The 20,288-nt window shown below is 63.2% G+C and carries 6 protein-coding genes; all 6 read right to left on the bottom strand.

Annotated elements, in window-relative coordinates:
- Positions 1 to 212: 212 nt before the first annotated feature.
- The 6 genes from BMI86_RS10290 to BMI86_RS10265 all read right to left on the bottom strand — a co-directional run bounded on the left by BMI86_RS10290 (position 213) and on the right by BMI86_RS10265 (position 20,247).
- Positions 213 to 4,031, bottom strand: coding sequence for a CotH kinase family protein (locus tag BMI86_RS10290; protein WP_078541253.1), 3,819 nt, complete (start codon positions 4,029 to 4,031; stop codon positions 213 to 215).
- A gap of 287 nt (positions 4,032 to 4,318) precedes the next feature.
- Positions 4,319 to 4,636, bottom strand: a complete 318-nt coding sequence (locus BMI86_RS10285) for a hypothetical protein (protein ID WP_078541251.1) — start codon at positions 4,634 to 4,636, stop codon at positions 4,319 to 4,321.
- Entirely contained in the window at positions 4,633 to 5,397 is a 765-nt protein-coding gene (locus BMI86_RS10280; RefSeq protein WP_078541249.1) for a glycoside hydrolase family protein, read from the bottom strand. Before BMI86_RS10280 ends, BMI86_RS10285 begins: the two co-directional genes overlap by 4 nt.
- Positions 5,398 to 5,402: 5 nt before the next feature.
- Entirely contained in the window at positions 5,403 to 5,984 is a 582-nt protein-coding gene (locus tag BMI86_RS10275; RefSeq protein ID WP_143594755.1) for a hypothetical protein, read from the bottom strand.
- Positions 5,981 to 6,265 (bottom strand): hypothetical protein, encoded by a 285-nt coding sequence (locus BMI86_RS10270; protein ID WP_143594754.1) that lies wholly within the window; start codon positions 6,263 to 6,265, stop codon positions 5,981 to 5,983. Before BMI86_RS10270 ends, BMI86_RS10275 begins: the two co-directional genes overlap by 4 nt.
- Positions 6,266 to 6,459: 194 nt before the next feature.
- The gene (locus BMI86_RS10265) at positions 6,460 to 20,247 is read right to left on the bottom strand and encodes a PLxRFG domain-containing protein (RefSeq protein ID WP_078541243.1); all 13,788 of its coding nucleotides are present in this window, start codon (positions 20,245 to 20,247) and stop codon (positions 6,460 to 6,462) included.
- Positions 20,248 to 20,288: the final 41 nt, after the last annotated feature.

Here is a 20,288-nt window from a genome sequence, read left to right as displayed (position 1 = left end):
GCAGGGGCGGCCCCGAGGGTCCGATTGCAGTCGCATTTTCAGGGATTGCGCACTTTCAGAGTGTTGATGTGTCGATCAACAAAGGAAAGTGGCGGAGAGACAGTGCGCCACTGGACAAGCCGAACCTATATTTTTCAAGCGTTTAGCTTGATCGTGTGAACCAGATTGTGAACCTCAGTGTGAACCTGAAAAATGGCTTAGTCAGGGCTCCTTTATGGCACAGTGTAGCTGAAAAGGGTATCGCAATATGCCATGCGATCCTTGGTCCAGTCGACAAGCGCGATCCCGCCCACGCCGGGATAGAACCAAGGGCTGTCAGCGTAGGTCGCAGGGAAAATCTCACGGTCTTTTTCGCGCCAGTCATCCACGATCTTCCGATCGAGGGCGGTGGCCAGATCGAAGATCGTCTTGAGGGAAAAGATGCCGTTATTGCGCAGCTCCGCATAGCGCGCATTGCACTCGTCGCGCAGGTTCGCAAGCACGAGCCCCCAGATGCCGAAGCCAGACGTTGCGCTGCCGCTGATGCCGGTCTGGAATGTCCGATCCAGATCGTAGACCGTCGCCGTCCAATGTGTGCCGTCATGGGTGGCGAACAGCCGGTTGTTGTGCCGCCCATCGAGGTCGCCAACAAACTCCATGAACAGCACGGTATCGATGAAGCTGTCGACGTGGAGATAGTCTTGGTAGGTGGTCGCGAAATCCTGCACGCCATTGATGCAGTCGGCGATCCAGTTAAAGAACCGTTCCACCTTCACGCTCACGTCGCCATCGGTGACAGTCATACCCGGCTCGTAGCCATCGATATCCGGCGCGCGCACCTCCCACTGGCCCCAGTTGAACGAGTCCCACGAAATGAAGCCGTTTCCGAGCTTCCAATCGTTTTCGATCAGAATGTGGTTCGTATTGCCTTCCTGCATCGCGTAGTTGGGCGGGTCTTTCTTGGTGCGCAGAATATACGTGCCCATGCTGAAACCGCCCACGTCGAGCAACGCGGGCACGCCCTGAGTGCCCATCACCGCGTCCGTTTGGCTCTGAACGGCGGGCCAAGTCGGATACTGATCAAGCAGGCTCGCCGGCCAAATCAGGTTGTTGGGATAGTCGTAGCTGCGGCGGATCATGCGCCAAAGCTCGTTGGACACTGTGTCGCGCACCTTCGTCATGTCTCGATCGTAGCCCTTGAGCACGAGCTTCTTGGTGATCTTCCAGTCGCCGATCTTGAAATGCACGCGATCGCCGCCGCGGTCATAGAGTTTCAGATCGATATTGCGCTTGATCGTCGCCTTGTCCACCGCTGCCTGCCCCTGCATTTCGAGCTTGCAGCGATAGGTGCCGATCGTCGCACCGCTCTGACGGATTTGCATGATCCCTTCAAAGCCGCCCAGGCTCTCAGCGGCCACATTCGGCAGGAAGCCTTGGATCAGGTGAAACTCGAGGCCCTCGGGGTTTGCGATATAGCGCCGCTTGCCCTTCGTCAGCGTCGTGTTCGCATCGTATTCTTTGCGGCGGATGAACTTGCAGGACAGCTGGTATTGCTTCGTGATCATGAGATTGATCATGCCGTCAACCTCGTCTTTGTCGATCGCGAGCGGCTCGCGGCTGTTCAAGACCAAGAAGCCCTTGTGCTTGGAACGGTAGTAACCGTGGAGCGGCTGCGGCACGAAATCGGAGTTGCTCGAGGGCCCTTTGTAGATCGCCTTGAACTCCGCGCCAGTGCTCGTCTCGGAAGGGCGCAGTATCATCGGCATCCCATAGAACCCCTGGCTCCCCGCCATGTTGCCCAAGAACTCGATTTCCTGCTTTTCGGGGATGAAGAACGGCATCGATCCGTGCATCCCATCCTCCCCGGTATCGAGCGAGGGCGGGTTGACGGTCGACTGCACGCCATCTTCCAGCCAAGAAGAATACCAGCCGAAGCCGTCGACAGGCTGGATCGTCACAATGCCGTCCTCAACGGCATCGGTATAAGCCTTCTCGTCATAGACCTTGATTGGCGCATCGAGATAGAAATCATCGACCGAAGCCTGATCAGCTGCCTCAACCGCGATCCCGACCCAGCCAGACCGCGATGCAACGATCTGGCGCTCTGCGAGCGGGTGGGGCGAGCCGCCCATTTCGCGCGTCAGGAACATGACCCATTCATCGCCGATTTTGTTCAGAGCGTCGTCGGGCAGCCCGATCACGCTCGAATGGTTCAGCTTATGGTTCGATTTGAAAACGATCACATCGTCTTTGCGAACTGGGATATAGCCGACGCCTGCGACGAGAGAATACGAGTTGCGCGTGTTCCCGTAGAAATTCCCCTCTTCCGGCAAGACTTTATAGGCGGGCTTGATCGTTTCGAGAATCGCCGCGCGCGCATCCTCAAACTCATGGTTCTTGATCTTGCGGCACGAGCCGGTGCCCGTGGCGCTGGTGAACATCACCGTCATGTCCCGATCAGCCACGACATAGCGCTTGCAGCCGGGCATGTCGGCATTGGGCTTGTTGGTCGTGCTGAACAAGGTGCCGAAGTAGGGAACAGGCGAAACCCCATAGTCCGCGTCGATATCTTCCTCATCGTAGACCGTCACATAGGCGCGGCTCCAAAGGCCGGAAATCTCATCGATTTCCAGCTCGAGGATTTCGCCCTCCTTGATGTGGACTGGCCCAAGGAAGTCTTGCTGGGGTTCGGGGGTCGCCATCACGGTCTTGGAAGACTGGTTGGCGTAATAGCCGGTTTGGCGCTTGAGAACCGATTCCTTCTTGAACCAGTTGCGATCGTATTTGTGCCGCTCATCGGTGACGAAGGCCCAGCAGTTATCGGTCGGGAAGGGGGTATTGCACGCGATCTGCGCGCGCACAAAGCCGTCCTGCTCGATCTTATAGTTCTCGATCGCCCCAAAGCTCGTGTTGCCTTTGGACGGGTTCACACACATGCCTGACGGGTCGGGCTGGTCGCTCACGCCGCCGATTTTCAGGAGGGTCTTGCTCGTGTCGTAGAACGCGATGCTGGCCTGGATGATATTGAGCGGCAGCATTGCGTGAAGATATTGACCGGCCTTGACCGGGATATACTCGCTCAAGCCTTGGCCCGTGTCGCTGGTGATCGCGGTCGCGCTCTGCGCTGCATACCCGGCGTTCATCGTGCTGATGATCGGCGAGCAAACCGGAATGTCGTCTTCCATCTGGTGCATGAAAGGCAGGTATTCGTCGGCCCAATTCTGCTTCCAGTAGTGCTTGAGGGTGACGCGATCGAGGCTGTCGGTCGACGTGGTTTCAAGAAGGCCATGCACGCGGATAAAGCCGTCTTCAGGCACGCGGAAATACTTCTTCTCCGGGCGCTCCGGGCGGGCGTGGAGGTTCAGGATCGCTTTCGTTTCCGAGGAGTAGGGCATGACGCGCCCCGCGAACACCAGCGCGCCGCGAGGCGTATTTTCGTCCGTGTAGAACGCCACCATGTTTTCCATCGACGTAAGCATGTCGGGGGTGATCCACAGGCGGTAACAGTCGCCCTTCTTCACGGGGATCAAATCGGACACGCCATATTTGGCGTCAGCGATCAGGCCCGGCGTCTCGCTGCCCTTCCAGTTGCGCGAGCCTTCCGTGGTGATCAGCTCGCTCAGCTTGTCCGAGGAAATGATGCCGGATTCGCCGCCACCGCCGCTACCGTCGGGCACCTTGTCGGCGTTCAGCAGGCGCACCCACCAGACATTGCTGGCATCTTTCACCGTATCCGGGCCAGCTACCGGCGCGGGAGAGGCGGGGGCTTTGATCCAGAAGCTCGCCGGGTCGGTGGTCCAGACGCCGATCGCGCCTTGCGGCACCTCAGCCCCCGAAAGGTCGGACAGCTGCAACGTCACCGTGCGCCCGGTCGCAAAGAGGTCATTGAGAGCCTGCTCGGCCTGTTGGGCTCGGTCGGCCTCTTCCGAAACCGCAGACGCCACCAGATCGGAAAGAGCCTGCTCCGCATCTTCGGCGCGCGTTTTCTCCGCGGTGATCGCCTCATAGATCGCGTTGAGCGCGGACGGCTTGAGGAGGGTTACTTGGGTCATGAGCGCCTCGTGTCCAGTATGGAGGGGCAGGCAACCATGACCGGCCCATAATTCGTGTGTTGGGCGCGCTACGAGCGCGCAATTGGGGCCACACGTCCTATGGGCTTTGAGCCAAATCTAGCAGGATCGCGGCTCACAATCCACCAGATAAGGGGCCGGCGCGATCGACCCATCCATTCGCATCGCCGCATGAAATCAGCCGGGCGCGATCTTCGGCCCAGAAGCTCCAAGCCTCATGCTGGGTAAGCGCCCGATCGGGCGGCTCGGTCGGTGGCGCGCAGGCGATGCTATCGCTGCGGGAGCAAGCGCACACGGCCAGCAGACAGGCCGCAATCAGTGCCGTTCGGTAGGTCACGCTCGGCCTCCTTTGCCTTATCGAGAGCGGATTGCAGGGCGATCACGCGCGCCTGCGCGCGCTGGGTGGCCTCGAGCTGGCCCTCGAGCGCAACCCTCTTGGCCTCGAGGTCGTTGGCGCGGATCGTGGACAGCTCTGCCTTGCAGGCCAGATCGCGGATGCCGTAGCCGAAGGCGACAAGCGCCAGTGCAGCCAGACACAGCACGATCAGACGCCAGTTGGCGCGAAGCCAGAGCCAGGGCGCTATCATTCCACGCCCACCATGCAGCTGCGAACCGCCTTCTTGCGCCGGATCACCAGACCGCGCACGACGCGGCCCCCTTGCTTGTTCCACCAGCCAAGCGCGGTGCAGCCGCCGCGCACGTTGCCCGCGTTCAACCGGCGCATGGCGGTGGAATGGCCGATCGCGCTCACCCCGCAGTTATAGGCGGTGTCGAGATAGGCCACCGCGCGCAGAAGCGTGAGCCGATACAGCAGCGTGTCGCTAGAGAAGTAGGGTTTGAGGCCGAACCAGTAGGTGCGCACCTCCTCGGCCAGCAGGGCGATGCACTCCTCATGAGTTGCGGTATCACCCAGCCGCACGCCCTTGGTGCTGCCAAAGCAGATCGTGGGCCGATCGATCGGCGTCGGGAGATAGGCCACGAGCCGCTCCCCCTCGTTTTGCGCGATCACCGGCGTGGATTGCTCGATAACCTGCGCATCGAAGCTCGAGGCGCTGGCCGTGCGCGCCAATGCGATCGAGAAGGCCACCACCAGCAACGCTATGGCGATGATGCGCAGCCACTCGAGCCAGATCGGCAGGCCTTGCCGGATCACGCGCAGGGCTTGCCCGGCGAGCGGCAGGCCGATGCTCAGATATCCGATAAGGATCGGATCGTAATCTTGCCCGGTGAGTGCGAAACGCAGCTCTGCCCCCACGAAGAGCGCCACCCCGGCCAAGGTCAGCCAGAAGCTCCCCGATACCGCCAGAACGCGCTTCCAGTCGTCTACAAGTTTCGGCTTGATCGCCATCGTCTCTATCCCTTCATCGTTGGAGTGAGCCAGCGAGGCTTGGGCTTCGGTCGCGGCGAGCGTCTCGGGCTGATCAGCTCGGCAGGATTTGGTTTAGCTTTGGCCTCGAAGACGTTGAAAATATTGCTATCCACGCAAGCGGTGCGCTCTCCGACGAGGGGAATGCCGGTCTTCACATGAATGCAGGTTGTGAGCACATAGGAACCTTCCACCAGCTCCTGAGTGCAGGGCGGCAGGGCCCCGGCAGTCCACCAATCCAGATCGACGCTGGCGCGCAGCTTCACGCCCTCGCGGTAGCGAACCGTTTCGCCGCCTGAGCACATCACATTCAGGTCGGGCAGGTTGCGCACGGTGGTCGTGTAGGAGCCGTTGAAGGCGCGCAGGATCGATCGATCTGGCACCACGCGCACCGGCCCGCCCACGCGGCCATCATCGACATGGACCGCGCGCAGCTCATACCAGTGCGAGGCTGGCCATAGCTCGCGCCAGCCATAGAGCGAAGAGATTGTGATCCCGACGAAGAAGAGGGCGAGGAAGACTGCCCCCAAGAGCTTGTCAAAGCGTGTCCAAGGAGCGTCCCGACTCATTTGAAAATCCCCGATTTGATGGTCGCGATGGACCCCACCACCAGAGCCAGCCCGGAAATGATGCGAATGCCCCACTTGATCGAGAAACCGCCATTTTCTGCGATCCAGAGCATTCGATTGAGCCGCTGATACAGCGTCGGCGACTTGTCCCGGCCCAAGGGGGGCTGGAAAAAGGCGTTGTCGATCTTCGCAATGATCTTGCTCTGCTCGAGCAAGTCTTTGCGCTGATCAGTGACCTGCTGGCGCAGCGCGGTCAGCTCGCGAGACATGTCCGCGATCATATCGGCTTCGTCAGGGGTCATGGGGTATGACCTGCGACGGCGAAAGGCAGTTGAAGGTGGGGAAAGTGCTGCATGGAAATCGGCCCTTTGAAGTTGGTGGCCGCACTTCCTATGCGATGGTTCCAGATTTAGCAGATGATCCCGCGTAAATCTACCAGATAGAGGGGAGGCGGGGCGCGAGGCCCCGCCACCTATCAATTCCAGACCGAGGGCGGCTGGTTGGAGCGCAGATAATCGTTCAGCTTGGGGTTCAGACCCACGCCGAACTCATTGCGCTGGTGGGCGCGATTGCGCGCCCGCGCAGACTGCCGGATATTATCGGCGCTGATCGGATAGAACGGATACTGACGGTTGAAGTCCTTGATCCGTTCGATCGTCTTCTCGCTGATCGGCTGGCCGGCGCGCAGCTCTTCGGCGGCTGCCTTCATCGCATCCGAGCGCATCGAGGTAATCTCGCGCTCTTGGTTCTTGAGGCGGCTGTTGATGTCATAGCGCTCGGATACCTGCGCGGGCGTGAAGCCAAGCGCCTGCACGATCGCCTGATAGGCCGACACGTCCTCGATGAGAGGATCGCCATTGAGCGTTGTCACCCCTTCGGTGCTGTAGCGCACTCCTTTCATGATGTTCTTGGCCCAGACCGGCGATGCGGTTTCGGCCCCGCGCTCGATCTTGCCCTCTTGGGCGAGCTGCGCGGCGCGCATGAAGCTGCCGGGCAGGGCACCGACCACCGGGCCCGCGATCTGCTCGAGATAGTTCAGCCAAACGTCCTTGCCCTCGAGCCCCGCATAGGGGGAGCGGAACCACAGGTCAGGCATCCCGATACGGTTGGTCAGGTTGGTGCCCGTGATCTGGCCGGGAACGCCGTTGAGCACCATGCCCATCGTCCAGTTCCAAGCTGCCGTGCCCGGATCGTCGCCGTGCATCAGCAGCGCGTCTTGCAGCCACGCATCCATGTCGTCGCCGCCACCGGGGAAGAACATGCCCAGAAGGCCCATCAGGAGGCTGTAACCCCACACGCCACGAATACCGGCATGGCCCATGAGCGAGAGCGTAATGCCGATGAGCTGCGATCGCGCCTCGCGCCGTGCCTCGGGGGTATCGCCCGCGAAGGTCTGATGCGCATCGCGGAACATGCGATAGAGCATATTCACCGTGTAGTTGCGGAACACGGTCATGATCTTGCCCAGATCAGACTGCATCACGCGCGGGCGGGCGTTGTTCTGGTAGTCGAAGTGAACCCGCTTCACGATCGCGTCGGCGTCGTTCATCGCCGCGTCATGGCCCATGCCGGTCTTGCGTGCCATGCGGTAGGCCGCGAGATAGGTCACTTCGCGGTTCATCCGCTCGGTATGGTGGAACATGAAGCCGATCACGCGCATGACCTTCTCGCGCGTCGGGTTGTATTGCACCCCGCTCTCGGCCACGGACGCCAAGTCATGCGCCTGCGTGCGGTCGATCGTGCCGCGCCGATAGCCCTCTTCCATCGCGCGCAGATCGTCGCCGGTGAGGCTGTTCTCGGTGCCCCACATTTCCATCTTCACCGGGACGCCTGCCACGCGCTTCGTGACCTTGCCCTTGCCGTTGGCGAAGTCCTTGGTTGCCCGCGTCAGCTCCTTCGCCGCGCCGCTCACGCCCAGCTTGGAATAGTGCGAGCCAAGGATCGGCAGGCCCAGAATGGTTGTCTGCGAGAGGTTCACCAGCGCCGCGGCTGGCGACATGCCCAGATACCAGAAGAAGGCCACCGAGTTTGCGGCGGTGATCAGCGGGTTGTTGGTCGGGCGCATGGTGAAGTCATGGCGCTTGCGCATTTCGTTGACCACGAAGCCCGCGCGCTCGGGCTTGAACCCTTCACTGGCCTCGAGCTGCGCCTTGTCCAGCTCGTTGCCCATTTCCAGCCCGTATTTCAGCCGGGCGAGCTGGTGGGCCCCGTGGAACATGGCCGACGAGAAAGCCCGCACCGCATCGCTGTTGTAGCCCATGCGGTTCTTGCGGTGAATCTTGGCATTGCGGATCGAGAAATCGGGCATCGTCTCGAGGTAGCTTTGCCAGATCGAATCCAGCAGCTCACGGTTCACATCGTTGTCGCCCAGCATTTCGATGATATCGGAGACAAAGGCCGGATCGATCTGCGCTTGCAGCTCTGCCGTGTCGCTGAGAACACCGCGCTGCACCCGGCCAGGGTGTTCCTTCTCGGCTTGCGCCACATAGGCTTCCTGCTTGGCCTGCGTCTCGAACCGGGAGAAGGAAATCACCTTGCCCTTGTCGTCGCGCACGGTGACGAAGTAATTGCCGAAGCGGGCGAGGGGGAAATACGGCCCCGCCAGCCGGTTCATTTCGAACTTCTCGCGCAGCGAAGTGGTGTGCTCGCGGGTGCCCATTTCAAAGCGCTTGCGCGCCTTGTCGAGCGCGATATCGGCCATCGATCGAGCGGTGGCGCGCTCGGTGCCCGTCATGCCCTCGTCGCGGATGCGCTCAAGCTCCTTGGCGTGCTCGCGCTTGGCGCGGTCATAGGCCACCTGAGCGGCGATCTTGACGTTGTTGATCACCGCCTCATCGATGTTGTCGGCCAGCTCCGCATAGGTGTCGCGGACCTGCCCATACATGCGCCGGAAGGCAGCGGGCAGCTTGTCATAGCGGGCCTTCGCATCCTTCCACAGCTCCTCGCGCTGATCGCGCTGCTTGAGGATTTCGCGGGCCCACTCCTTGCGCTCGGGCTTGCTGCGCGTGCTGGCGAGCACGGATTCCGCCTCATCATCGACGGCGCGTCGCCAGCTGTCGGGGGTCGAGGGGTCGACGCCTGCGATCGTCGTCTCGTGCATCAGCTGCATGAGGTCTTGATTGGCGTTGGCGTCCTTGCGCGCCAGCGAAACCCAAGCATCCACGGTTTCGGAGGTCTTGGCCTGCCAGTTGTTGCGATCGGAATCCATCTGCTGCTTGAGCTGCGCATACTTCTGCGCCGAAGGCAGGTGCTTGCCCAGCTCGCGGAATAGCGGCTCGCCGGGCACCAGACCGAGAATGTTGATCTTGGAATTGCGGCCCATCGCGTCGGTGAGCATATGCGACATGAACTCACCGGGCTTTTGCCAGTTGCCACGGCCCAGCATCCCGTTCTTGAGCGCGCTGGAATTGCGCAGGAACGCTTGGCTTACTTGGTCGAGCGGTCGCTGGTATTTTCCGCCATCTTCTCGCGGGCCAGCTGCTCGCGCATCCAGAGCCCGTCGCGCCGCGTCTCGTTCCGCAAGGATTCGATTTCGGACGCGCTCAGCCGGTTTGAATTTCGTGAGGTATCGGACTTCTGATGCGGTGAGTGCATCGAAGCCGTGGCCGGTTGCTGCTCGGAAATCTTGCTCGAGGTCGCCATATTTCTCACGAAGCCGATCGATAGCGGATTGATCAGGCGTCAATGTGGCGCTGTATTCCTTGCCAGTCAAGGCAACCGAACCGACAACCTTACCGCCCTGCGCCTCGATATGGCTGGCCAGCGCGGCGAACGTCGCCCCTTGGGTGATCGTATCATCGAGCAAGAGATACTCCCGCCCTGGCTCTACCGGCCCGTCAAATTCGGGGCTGGCGAAAATGCGATCGAGACCGCTCTTTTCGGTGCGTTGCGGGCGGTTGGTCTGCACGATCCCATGATCCACCCCAAGGCCCAGCTCGGAGCCCAAGCGCTCAGCCCCTGCGAGCGGGATTTTGTTGCGCCCGCTCTGCTCGATCGAGGCCACGGGCACGATCGTGGGTTTGCGATCGCCGATCATGGCTTTGACCTTGGCCACCAGCTCGGGCGTGACCACCGTTTTTGCGGCCATCATCGCCGCAATCCGATCGCCCGCCTTGGCCTGATCGTGGCTTGCCATCGTGCTCAGCGTTGACAGGTCGCCGCCGATCACCGCATCGCCCAGATCAACGCGCTGGCGCTGGTAGGAGGAGGGGCCACGGCCCGGCCCGCTCGGGCCCGAACCGTCAGGCTGACCATCTGCGATCCGGCGCATGATTGCCTCGGCGTCGACAAAGCCCTTTCCGCCAAGTGCCGATGCCAGAGAGCGCAGGAAGGAGCGCACCCGCTCGAAAGCCTGCCGCACCGCGCCGGGCGGGTTGGCTGCGCGATCGCTCGCCCAGTTGGCATAGTGCTCGGCCACCATTTCCTCAGTGCGCGCCGCGGCGCTCAGATCGGAATAGACGTCAGCCACGCGCGCGCTCAGCTCCTTGTCCTTGCGCGTGTAGTCGACAAGCGCGCGCCATTCATCGCGCGAGAACATGCCATAGGGCTCGCCCCAAAGCGTCTCGTCGCGCAGCGCGTGGATCAGCTCGTGACGCATGGTGTGCGCCGCGTCTGGCGAGCTGGCTGACACTTCGATTGTGCCGCCCTGATAGCGCCCGCGCACCGGGATGCCTGCGCCATCGAGGAGCGATCGCACCACCCGAACATTGACCTTCTTGCTCGTGCCGGCTGCCGCGTTCATCGCGTTCAAATCCGCCGTGAGCCCGGCCATGTCCTTGCTGCCCGGATTGATATTCTCGCTGGACACGCTTAGATTGAGCCCAGCGGGGGAGCCTTCCAATGCCGGTTTCCTGTCCTGTCTTCCTGCGGGATGATGCGCCGCAGACCCTTCGGTCTGGCCCCCGCGATTATCCGCCGAAAGATCATAGTGGAACGTGCCGCGCGAGGTTTCGCGCACGGTGGCGATGAAGTTCTGCGTCTGCCCGTCGATCGTGACCGGCGCGGCGATCTTGTGGATCGCCACGATATCGCTGCGGCCCTTGCGGTCGGGCTGGCTGTCGACCACATGGCCATCGCGCAAGATGCTCTCGAGGGCAGGGATCGCCTTGAGAATGTCTTGGCCCTTGCGGCCCGCGATCTTCTTCGCGCCGGTGTTGTTGAACTCGATCTGCCAGCCGGTTTCGCCGTTGGTGACGCTCTTGCCGATCAGGTTCTTGCGATACCAAGCGAAAGCCTTGCGGCCCAGCTGCCGGATATCGGCCCACGCGCCCAGCTCGTTGCCTTTCAGCTCGGCCACCGGCGCGCGATCCATGCCGTCACGCTGATAGAGCTGCGCGCCCTCGGTCTTGGTGCCGTCTGCGCGCTCAACCTCAGTCGTGCGCGTCTCGAGCGTCTGGAACAGATCATCGAAGGCCTTGTTGATCGTCTCGCGCTCGGCCCCCTCGGGGTAAGGCTTGACGTTCAGGAGCTTGTATTCGGGCAGGTCGTTGTGCTTCTCGAAAGCCAGATAGTCGTTGCGCCCCTTGGCCCGGCCCAGATGGTCGTAAACCCAGGACTCGAAAGCCCGCGCCGTCAGCTCGTGGGCGGTGTCCCAATACGGGCTGGCCCGGCCTTCATCCAGCTCGCGCGCCCGCGAACGGAACTCGGTGAGCACGCGCTTGGTCTTCACCCGCTCCTGCTTGGCGTCCTCGATGAGCTTCTCGCCGCGCACCGCATTGTCGATCGCGGTCTGAATCTCGTGGATTTCGCCGGTCTTGCGGTTCTGGTTGGTGCCGTAGCCCTGCCGCCCGCGCAGCTCCTTATAGAGCTTTTGCAGCTCCACCACTGGCGCATCGAAATTGAACTCATAGGGCAGGCGGCTCTTCGTCGTGAGCGTGGTTTTGTCGCCCAGCTTGCGCGCCTTGATATCGGCGATCGCCTTGTCGATCTGTGCCAGCTGCTCGGGGCTGGCGGCTGCCTTCTTGGCCCCATATCGCTGCTCGATCGCCAGCCCGTTGCGGAAGCTCTCGAGCTTTCGATCGAGCGTATTGATCGAGTGCAGGGCAACCTTCTCGGCGCGGCTGGCATCATCGACATACTCGGCCTCGCGCCGATCTATCGCGCCCACCACCTTTTTGACGGCTTCCTTGACCGCATCGCGCAGGCCCGAACGGTAGAGCATCCCGTGGCTGGCGTAGATTTTCGATCGATCGCTCGAGGAGATTTCGAAGCCCTTGGACCCATCGCCCAAGTCGACGCGCGCGCTCGTAGCGTTGCCGTCTTGGCGCGAAAGATAGTGATCGAAGGCGTGCCACCATTCATGGGCGAGCGCACCGGCCCCCTTGATCTTGGTCATGTTGATCACGGCGCGCTGCGGCTCGTAATGCGCCCGCGCGCCGGTGAGGCCGGAACCGCGCGAGCCGAAGCCGATCGCCAGATCGCCATTGAGCGAGAGCGCCTTGGGCGGCACCTTCAAAATCTCGGCCAGATCAAGGAAGGCGTCATAGGCCTGATTGATCACATGCTGGCGCTCATCCGAGTTGTTCCAGTTGCCGAACTCCACGCCCCGGAACCCGAAGGTGTCGGCGAAGTCCTTGGCACCGACATTGGCATCGCCCTTGCGCCGCTCGGCCCCCTTGCGGATCGCCTCTTTGAGCTGCGGGTGAATGCGATCATCGAGGCGGGGATCAATCCCGGCGATTTCGTCGGGGTGGGCCACCATATAGCGCATGGCCTGATCGCGGGTGTCGAAGCCCGTCTTGATGCGCGTGCGCTTGCCCGACGCGAAGGTGCGGTAGATCGCAAAGCCCTTGCCGTCGCTGTAGACGCGGTGCTTATGCGCGATCGCGATCGTGGGCAGCATCTTTTCGGCCTCGGCCTCGGTGTCGAAGCTGGGACCGCCCCAACCGCCCACGCGCTTGCCCTTCGACGTGGTGATCACGAATTTGCCCTCGCGGGTCTTCGTCACCTTGAAGGCCTTGCGCCAGCTCGTTTCATCGCTCTTGGCCCGCGCTTCGCCGGTGCCGCGCTTGGGGGCAAGCCCCATATCCTTGCGCGCGCCGCCGATCTTCTCGCCGAAATCGTTGATCATTTCATTGCGGGCGAGGGGAGCGGGCTGATCTGGCGTGTCGGCCTGCTGATCGACCCAGCCCTTGCGGCCCAGCTGCTGTGCGAGCGCATCGCTCTCGGCCACGCCAAGGCCCAGCCAGCGCTTGCCCTGACGGACCTCGAGGCCGTGCTCGGTGGCGCGCATGTTGTCTTTCAGCTCCATCGCGTGACGCAGCTTCAAGGCTCGGCCCTGGCCGATCTGGAAAGTCACGTCGCGGCCTTCATTCAGTCGCGCCTCGGCGGCATCCATGACGCCAGCGGCCCATTGGCCGTGCGAAGTGTTCATGCCCTTGGAGGGTGCGCCCGATTGCCCGCTCGCGCGCGCCTTGATCGCGTCCTCGAGCGCGCTCTTGGCCATGTCGTCGTTCAGCTCGATGTAATAGGGATCGTCGACTGCGTTCGACACGTCCTGAGCGCTCAGGCCCGCATCCACGGCCTTGCCGATCAGATCGTCGGGGAGCCGGTCATACTTGTTGGCCAGCGCCATCTTGGGATTGTCGATCGCGTTGTTGGCCATGAAGAAGCTGTAGGCGAAGCCCTCGGGCGTCACGCTGCGCGCGTTCTTGGTGGCTTGGCTCTTGCCGCCATACTTGGCCCACATCTTAGAGCCCTCGGTGGGCTCCACCGGCGCGACCGGCATTTCGCCATTGAAGCGGCCCCAAAGGAGCGTCTTCTTGGTGTAGGGCTCGCCGGTGTCGTTGGGATCGAAGGACAGCCGCCACGGCGGCAGCCCGCCCAGCTTTTCGATCCGGCCAACCGGGTTTTCGACAGCCCAGACCTGCGGCTTGAAATACTCGATCGTGTTGAGGGTCTGATGCACCAGCTTGACGCTATCGACCGTGCGGCCATCGGCATCCTTGGCCGCGAAGTGCCGCGCCCCGGAGCTGGCGAAGTCCGTGCAGGGGCAGGCGGCGAGCACGGCATAGATATCCTGCCCATCGAAGCTGCCGAACCAGTCGTTGAAAAACTCCGTGCTGAAATTGTTCACGTCGCCCATTTCGGGATCGGCTTGGATATCGAAGCGATAGACCTGATACCCGGCCTTCTCCCACGGCTCCGACCATTTGCCAGACAGATCGAAGAGCGAGAGCACCACCTTGTCGGCGTTCTTGCTGCCGGGCCCGCCTTGCGCCTCGGCGTGCTTGCGCCACTCGGCGATCTTGGCCTTGGCTTCCTCGGGGCTCATCCATCCATGCTTGTCGTGATAGACGCGCGATTTCTGGTTGAGGCGCACGATTTCGCTCTTCTTGGGCTCATCGAACAGGTGGCTGATCTGCCAGCCATCGGCATCGGCCTGATCGGTCTGGCGCTGCGCATCCGCGAACTCGCTGACGATCTTGGTCAGCTCGGCATCGCTGGCCCCGGTCGCGGTGTCCGCTTGCGGGTTCTCGGCCTGATCCTTGGCTGCCGCCTCGAGGTCTTTGGTCTTGAAATAGTAGGCGTCGAGCGAGTGATCGTCCCAAACGAAAAACTTGTCGTCTGCCTTCTTCACCCGGTTCCGGCCCCACCATTGGCCGTTGGACGTATGGACCACCATTCCATCCGGGGCGCGGTAGAAGCCACCAGCGTTAGCGCCCTCGCGCTGCGACCACTTGATCGCCTCCTCGCGGGCGCGCTCGGGCGTCATTTGCCCAGTCTCGGGCCCGGTCTGGTGCGTCTCGAGCTGCGCGGGCGCGCTCGCCTCGGCCTGCGGCTTGGCCTCTGCCTGCGGTGCGGGCTGCGCGAACATGTCGCCCTGATCATCGAAGAGCGGGCCAGCTGAGCCGGTATTGCCGCCCACCTTGCGCATCTTGCTTTGCTGCTGGCGCGCTTCCATTTCCATGCGCGCGCGCTGCTGAGCGCTCGTCTCGGCCTGTGCCTTGGAGCCCTCCATCCCCGGCATGATAGCCTGGGGCTTGCCCTCGGCACCGGGCTCATAGTTGGTTTCGGGCTTGGCGGGGGCTTTGAAAGGGAAATCCATCGCCTTTACTGGTCCCTTGGTCTTTCCGCTGTCGATCCAGCTTTTTAGCCCGTTGACAGTGGTTTCCGTGAAGCCACCGATCCGGCTGTCACCCGATCCATCGGAAAAGCCGCCGCGATAGATATCGAGAGCTGCGCCGCGCGCCGTGGTGCCCAGCACCAACTTGTGCTCATCGAACTTGCCGGTTTTGGGGTCGGCCTGATCCACGATCATGACGTAATCGCTCGCGGGTGCATCGCCCATGTAGAAATCGACGTGATCGCCATCGGCCCCTTCGGAGCCTTTGATATAGCCATAGGCGGCAGGCATGGTGGTTTCCCACTTCTCGCCATTGCCATCGACGCCGCGGCGCTTGGAGCCCTTGGCGTTTTCGATCGACAGATCGAGCCCGTTCCATCCGATATGGCCCAGCTTGTAGTTGCCCGCTTCCTTCTGGCCCTCGCTCGGGTTCGGGTCGGCGTCTTTCGCGGCCTGCGTGAACTCCTGATGCGTGGGGGCCTCGGGGGTGGCTTGCACGGCCTCTGCGGGCGCGGCCTCTGCGGGCGCGGCCTGCGTCTCGGCTTCGGGATAGTGCTTGCCCATGATCCGGCGCGCGCTGGCGATCGCGGCATTGGTCATTTTGCGCTGCCATGCGCCATTGGCGCGGCTCCACTTCCAGCCCTCTTTTTTCAGGTCGCCGGTGACGGTCTTATCGGGGCGCTGATCCATCGTGATCTGCACGCGATCGATGCGCGGATCGGCCCAGACTTCTGCACCATCGAAGGTGCCAACCTCGCGCGGGCCTTCGGCGGCTGCCGCCTCTTGCTTGCTGGCGCGTGCCTTCGCCTCATCGCCCAGCTTCCAGATCGATGCGCGATCGGTGAAGATAGGCTTGGGCATGTCGAATTTGGCCGGCGCTTCGCGCAGGAAGGTCAGCGCCTTGTCGACTAGATCGGTCTGGCCGTTCTTGGCCAGCCGCTCCACGCGCCCCTTGAGGTTCTGCGCGAAGAGCGCGCGATTGCCGCCGCGATACTCGCCGGTGTCGATCGCCTTGAGCGAGGCCACGCTTTCCATCAGCTGACGCTCGAGCTGCTTCCATTCGTCGTTGGCCTCGGCCTCATCGGGGCGGGCATCCGACAGCGCGCGCCGGATCGAGGCGCGGGCCTTCTTGTCCCAATCGAGGAACTCGGTGGTGCGCTTGTGTTCTCGATCGAGCGCCTTTTGGTTGCGTGCCGTGGGGAACTTGGCCGGGCCGGTGATCATCGGCGAGGCCACGCGCGATCGGGCGCTCCACATCGCATTCTGATGCTTGATATAGCCCTGCCGGTAGCGCTCAACCTCGGCATCCAGAACGGCCTTCTGCGCGTCGGTCTTGGCCAGCGGCTCCATGCCCTGCTTGAGCCCGTTGACCGCTTCCACATAGGACCGCACGTCGCTCTCGGCGTGGCGTTCTGCGTTGAAGGACGTGTTGCGGTAAGCCTCCTCACCGCGCGTCACGTCCAGATCGGCGCGCTTTGCCGGGCCATCGCTCTCGAGCTTGCGGTGCTCGAGGTAGCTGCGGGTGGCATCCTCGGGGCTCTGGCGCAAGTTCGCGCCCTTGCGGATCGCGCGCAGCTCCTCGGGTGCGACTGTCTCGCCCTCGGCCTGAGCGGCCCGCACGATCTTCTGATCAGCTTCGGAAAGCGCCGTGTCGCTGGGGCTTAGCCCTTGCTGGGTCTGCTGGCGTGCGTCTCCGTCCCGCGCGCGAGCACGTTCTTGGCCAGTTTCCGCGCCTGTTCCAGCTTGGGTTTCAGGTGCTCGGGCGTCGACGGATCGGCCAAGCGGCGCTCCGTCTCCGAAAGGCGGCTCTGCCACGTCTCGCGGTTGATCGGCTGCTGGTTGTTCGTCTCCATCGCGCACACTCCGCATCAGGGTTTCGTAAAGGGCATCTTCGACGCTGCCGCCATCACGTTCAAGCTGGCCAATGAGAGAGGATTGCTCATCGGGGCTTAGCGAAACGCCATGATGGTCGGCGGTTGCGCGCACCATGCTGGTGACGGCGTGGAAACGCTCGCTGTCGGTGCTGATATCCTCATTGCGCGATGGGATCGAGCTTTTGCTCGGGCCGTTCATCGACATATCGGGCACCGGCGACGGCTCGCCCATCTGCGCGGCGCGGTCGGCCTCCACGCGCGAGCGGGCGATATCGTGGGCCACGCCCTGATCGCCGATCATCTGCGCCTCGCCGTGGCTCTCACGGATCAGGCCTTGTTCCAGCGCATTCGGATCGAGATAGCCATCGCCGGTGGAGCTGTCGAACATGCCATTCAGCTCGGGATGCTCGTTGGCGGGCAGGTTGTCGAGCGATTGCAGGCCACCGTTCTTGAAGAGGCGCGGTGCGGTGCGCGGGGTGACGCCATTGGCTTGCAGCTCGCGCCCAGCGGGCCCGTTGGGATCGATGCCACGCTTGGCGAAATAGTTGGTCAGTGGTTTCTTGAGAGCCTTGGGCAAGGCGCTCGAGCGCGGCTGTGCGGCCTGCGCGTTCGGCGTCGGCGGCAGCCCGGCATCGGGCATCGCGGAATCCGCGCCAAGGGCCTGCTGCACCTTATCGCTGTGCTTGCGCGAGAAAATCCAGCCACCGGCCTTCGCGTCGTGCTTGAAGCTCACGCCGGGAACCTCGGGCGGGGTGTCGCCGGGGTAGCCGCGCAGAATAGCGGCCTTCTTTCGGATCGGCGCAACCCACGGTGCCGGGGCAGGCGGCTCGCCCGGCTGCGCTTGCGCTGCCTCGAGCTGTCCTTGGGACGCTTGGGGTTCGCCTTGAAGCGCTTGGGGTTCAGCTTGGGGCGCTTGGGGATCGGCTTGGGGCGCTTGCATCTGCGCCTGCGGCTGATCGGGAAGGGGGGCGGGGTGGCCCTCAGCTGCCTGTTCGGCCTGCGCGATCGGGCCCGGCTGCGGCTGATCTGCCTGCGGCTGGCTCCCCTTGCTGGTGCGCAGTTTGCTCGCTTCCTTCTGCGCCTTCGCGATCTGCTCGGCGTCGTTGCGGGCGGTATCGAACTGCTGATCGGTCAGCTGGACCTGCTGACCGTTGATGCGCATGAGCGGGCCGGTTTCGTTCTCACCCATGAACACCGCGGACTCGAGCGCGTTGGTTTCCGGGTTGGCCAGCTCCACGCGATCGCCGGGCTTGTGATCGGGGAAACGCTGCGGCGGCGGGGCTTGGGGCTCGGGAGCCTGCGGGGTCGATGCCGCCATGTTGCGCGCGATCTGCTGCATGGGACCGGCGTTATCGTCGGGGGTCGCCCCGACAGCATCACCATTGCCTGAGAGGGAGGAAGACTCAGGCGATGCTGTCGGAGCTGCACCGAGAGCGCTGCCGTCGCCCTCAGTGGTTCCTTGCGCCACAGGGGCGCGTTGGTCGGTAATCTGTTGCGGGCGCTGATCGGTGATCTGCGGCTGCGCCTGCGGCCCGGAGAGCTGCGGCGCACCATCGGGCGCGGGCAGGGCACCCAACACCGGGCGTTCCGGCGCGGGCAGCTGGTTCTGGCCCTCGCGGTAGGGTCGGCCTTGCAGCTCGAAATTCGGGCGCGCATTGCCTTCGACGCGGCCCCGGCCCTGATTGGCATAGGGATGGAAACCCTGACCGGCCTGATCGGGCTCGGGCGGCGCAGAAGGCACATGACCTTCGGGCGGCGGGAGGAGGTTGCTATCGGGCGCGTAAGGTCGGCCTTGCAGATCGAAGCCCTGATGAGTGCCTGGGCGTTCGGTGCGGCCCACGCCTTCGCCAGCGTATTGGCCTTGTTCGTTGGGCGCGTCGGGCGCGGGCAGTTGCAGCTGAGGCTTTGCGAGCTGCTTGTCTGGCGGGGGAAGCTGCTTGTCAGGGGCGGGCAGCCCAAGAAGCGGATCGCCCGGCTGCTCGCCCTCTTGCGGGAGCTGGGATTGATCCTCGCGCGGGGTGAGCGCGCCGCCCACGGCACCGGCAGGGCCACCGCTGAGCGCGCCCAGAACGAAGTTACCGAAAGAGCCCTCGGTGGGATTGATGGTCTGATCGCCGGTGGCGTATTTCGTGCCTGCGCCTGCACCCATGCCCTCGAGCGTCTCGGTGCCGCCTTCCTCGGCCCCTGCGGCCAAGCCCTTCTTGAGCATCCGCGCGCCGATACCGCCGCTCGCGATCTTGCCCTCGGCTGCGCCCATGATCTTCGACAGGCCCGCGCTGCCGATCGCGCCGATCAGCGATTGCGCCAGCCCGGCATCCGATTCCGCGCGCATCGCCAAGGTGGCGGTGGCCTGATCGTTGGTCATGCCCTCGGCTTTGAGCTTCTGCCATTCGGGAATCTGCGTGATGATGGGCTCGCCATCCTTGCCGTTGCGCTTGGCTGCCTCGAGGACGTATTGCCGCCCTTGTTGCGCGCCTTCGCCGCCCGACATGGCACCGCCTGCGACTGCCGCAGCGGGGGCCCCGCCCACAGCGCTTGCGCCAAGGACGGGCAGGAGGGAGCCGCCAGCCTGCGCGGCACCTTGCACCGCGCCCCGGATCGAGGGATCGGGGCCAAGGGTCCACGTCGACGGGTGCATAAGATCGCCGCCCGGCTGAAAGCCTTCGGTGGCCTTCTTGCCCGCTGGCGACATGGTGTCCGTGATATCCTGCGAGGTCTTATTGCCCCACTCGCCCGCCTTGCGGCCCAGCTCGCGCGCGCCGCTCGTCTCATAGGGCTTGGCGATCGTCTGCCCGGTGTCGCCTGCGGCCTTGTTTTCCTTCTGCAAGCCGCGCAGAGCATCATCGGCCATCGCGCCCAGAAACTGACCGGCCCCGCCTGCGGCCTGTGCGGCACCAGCTGCGAGGGCCTTGCCGGTGTCCTTCGCAGTCCCGATCAAGCCAGAGCCATCATCCTTGGCGGGCGCAGGCTTCGCGGGCGCGTTGGGGTCGGGATAGAGCTGATCGGCGATATCGTAGCTCATGTTGAGGAGCTTGCCGCCTGCATCGGCATCGCCGCCCTTGAGGTCGGTGAGCGCCTGATCGATCGAGGCACCGCCCGCGATCTTCGATTTCAGGAAATCCGCGTTGGAGCGCGCCTTGGTCAGATCGCCTTTGCCGCCATCAGCCCAATCAACGGCCATGAGCACGTTGGGCGGGATCGAGGTTTCTTGAGAGAGGGCTTCAAACCCATCCTTGAGGGTCTTCGGCTGAGCCGGGGCTTGGGGCCCATCAAGTTGCGAAAGCGCCGCGCCAATGGGAGACGTGCCATAGGAATTATCAGCCATAGAGCCCTCTTTGTGCATCTATGGCTCGCACGTCCTATGTG

This window comes from Thioclava sp. DLFJ5-1 (assembly GCF_002020115.1).
Lineage (GTDB): Bacteria > Pseudomonadota > Alphaproteobacteria > Rhodobacterales > Rhodobacteraceae > Thioclava > Thioclava sediminum.
This window is presented reverse-complemented; position numbering and strand designations above follow the sequence as displayed.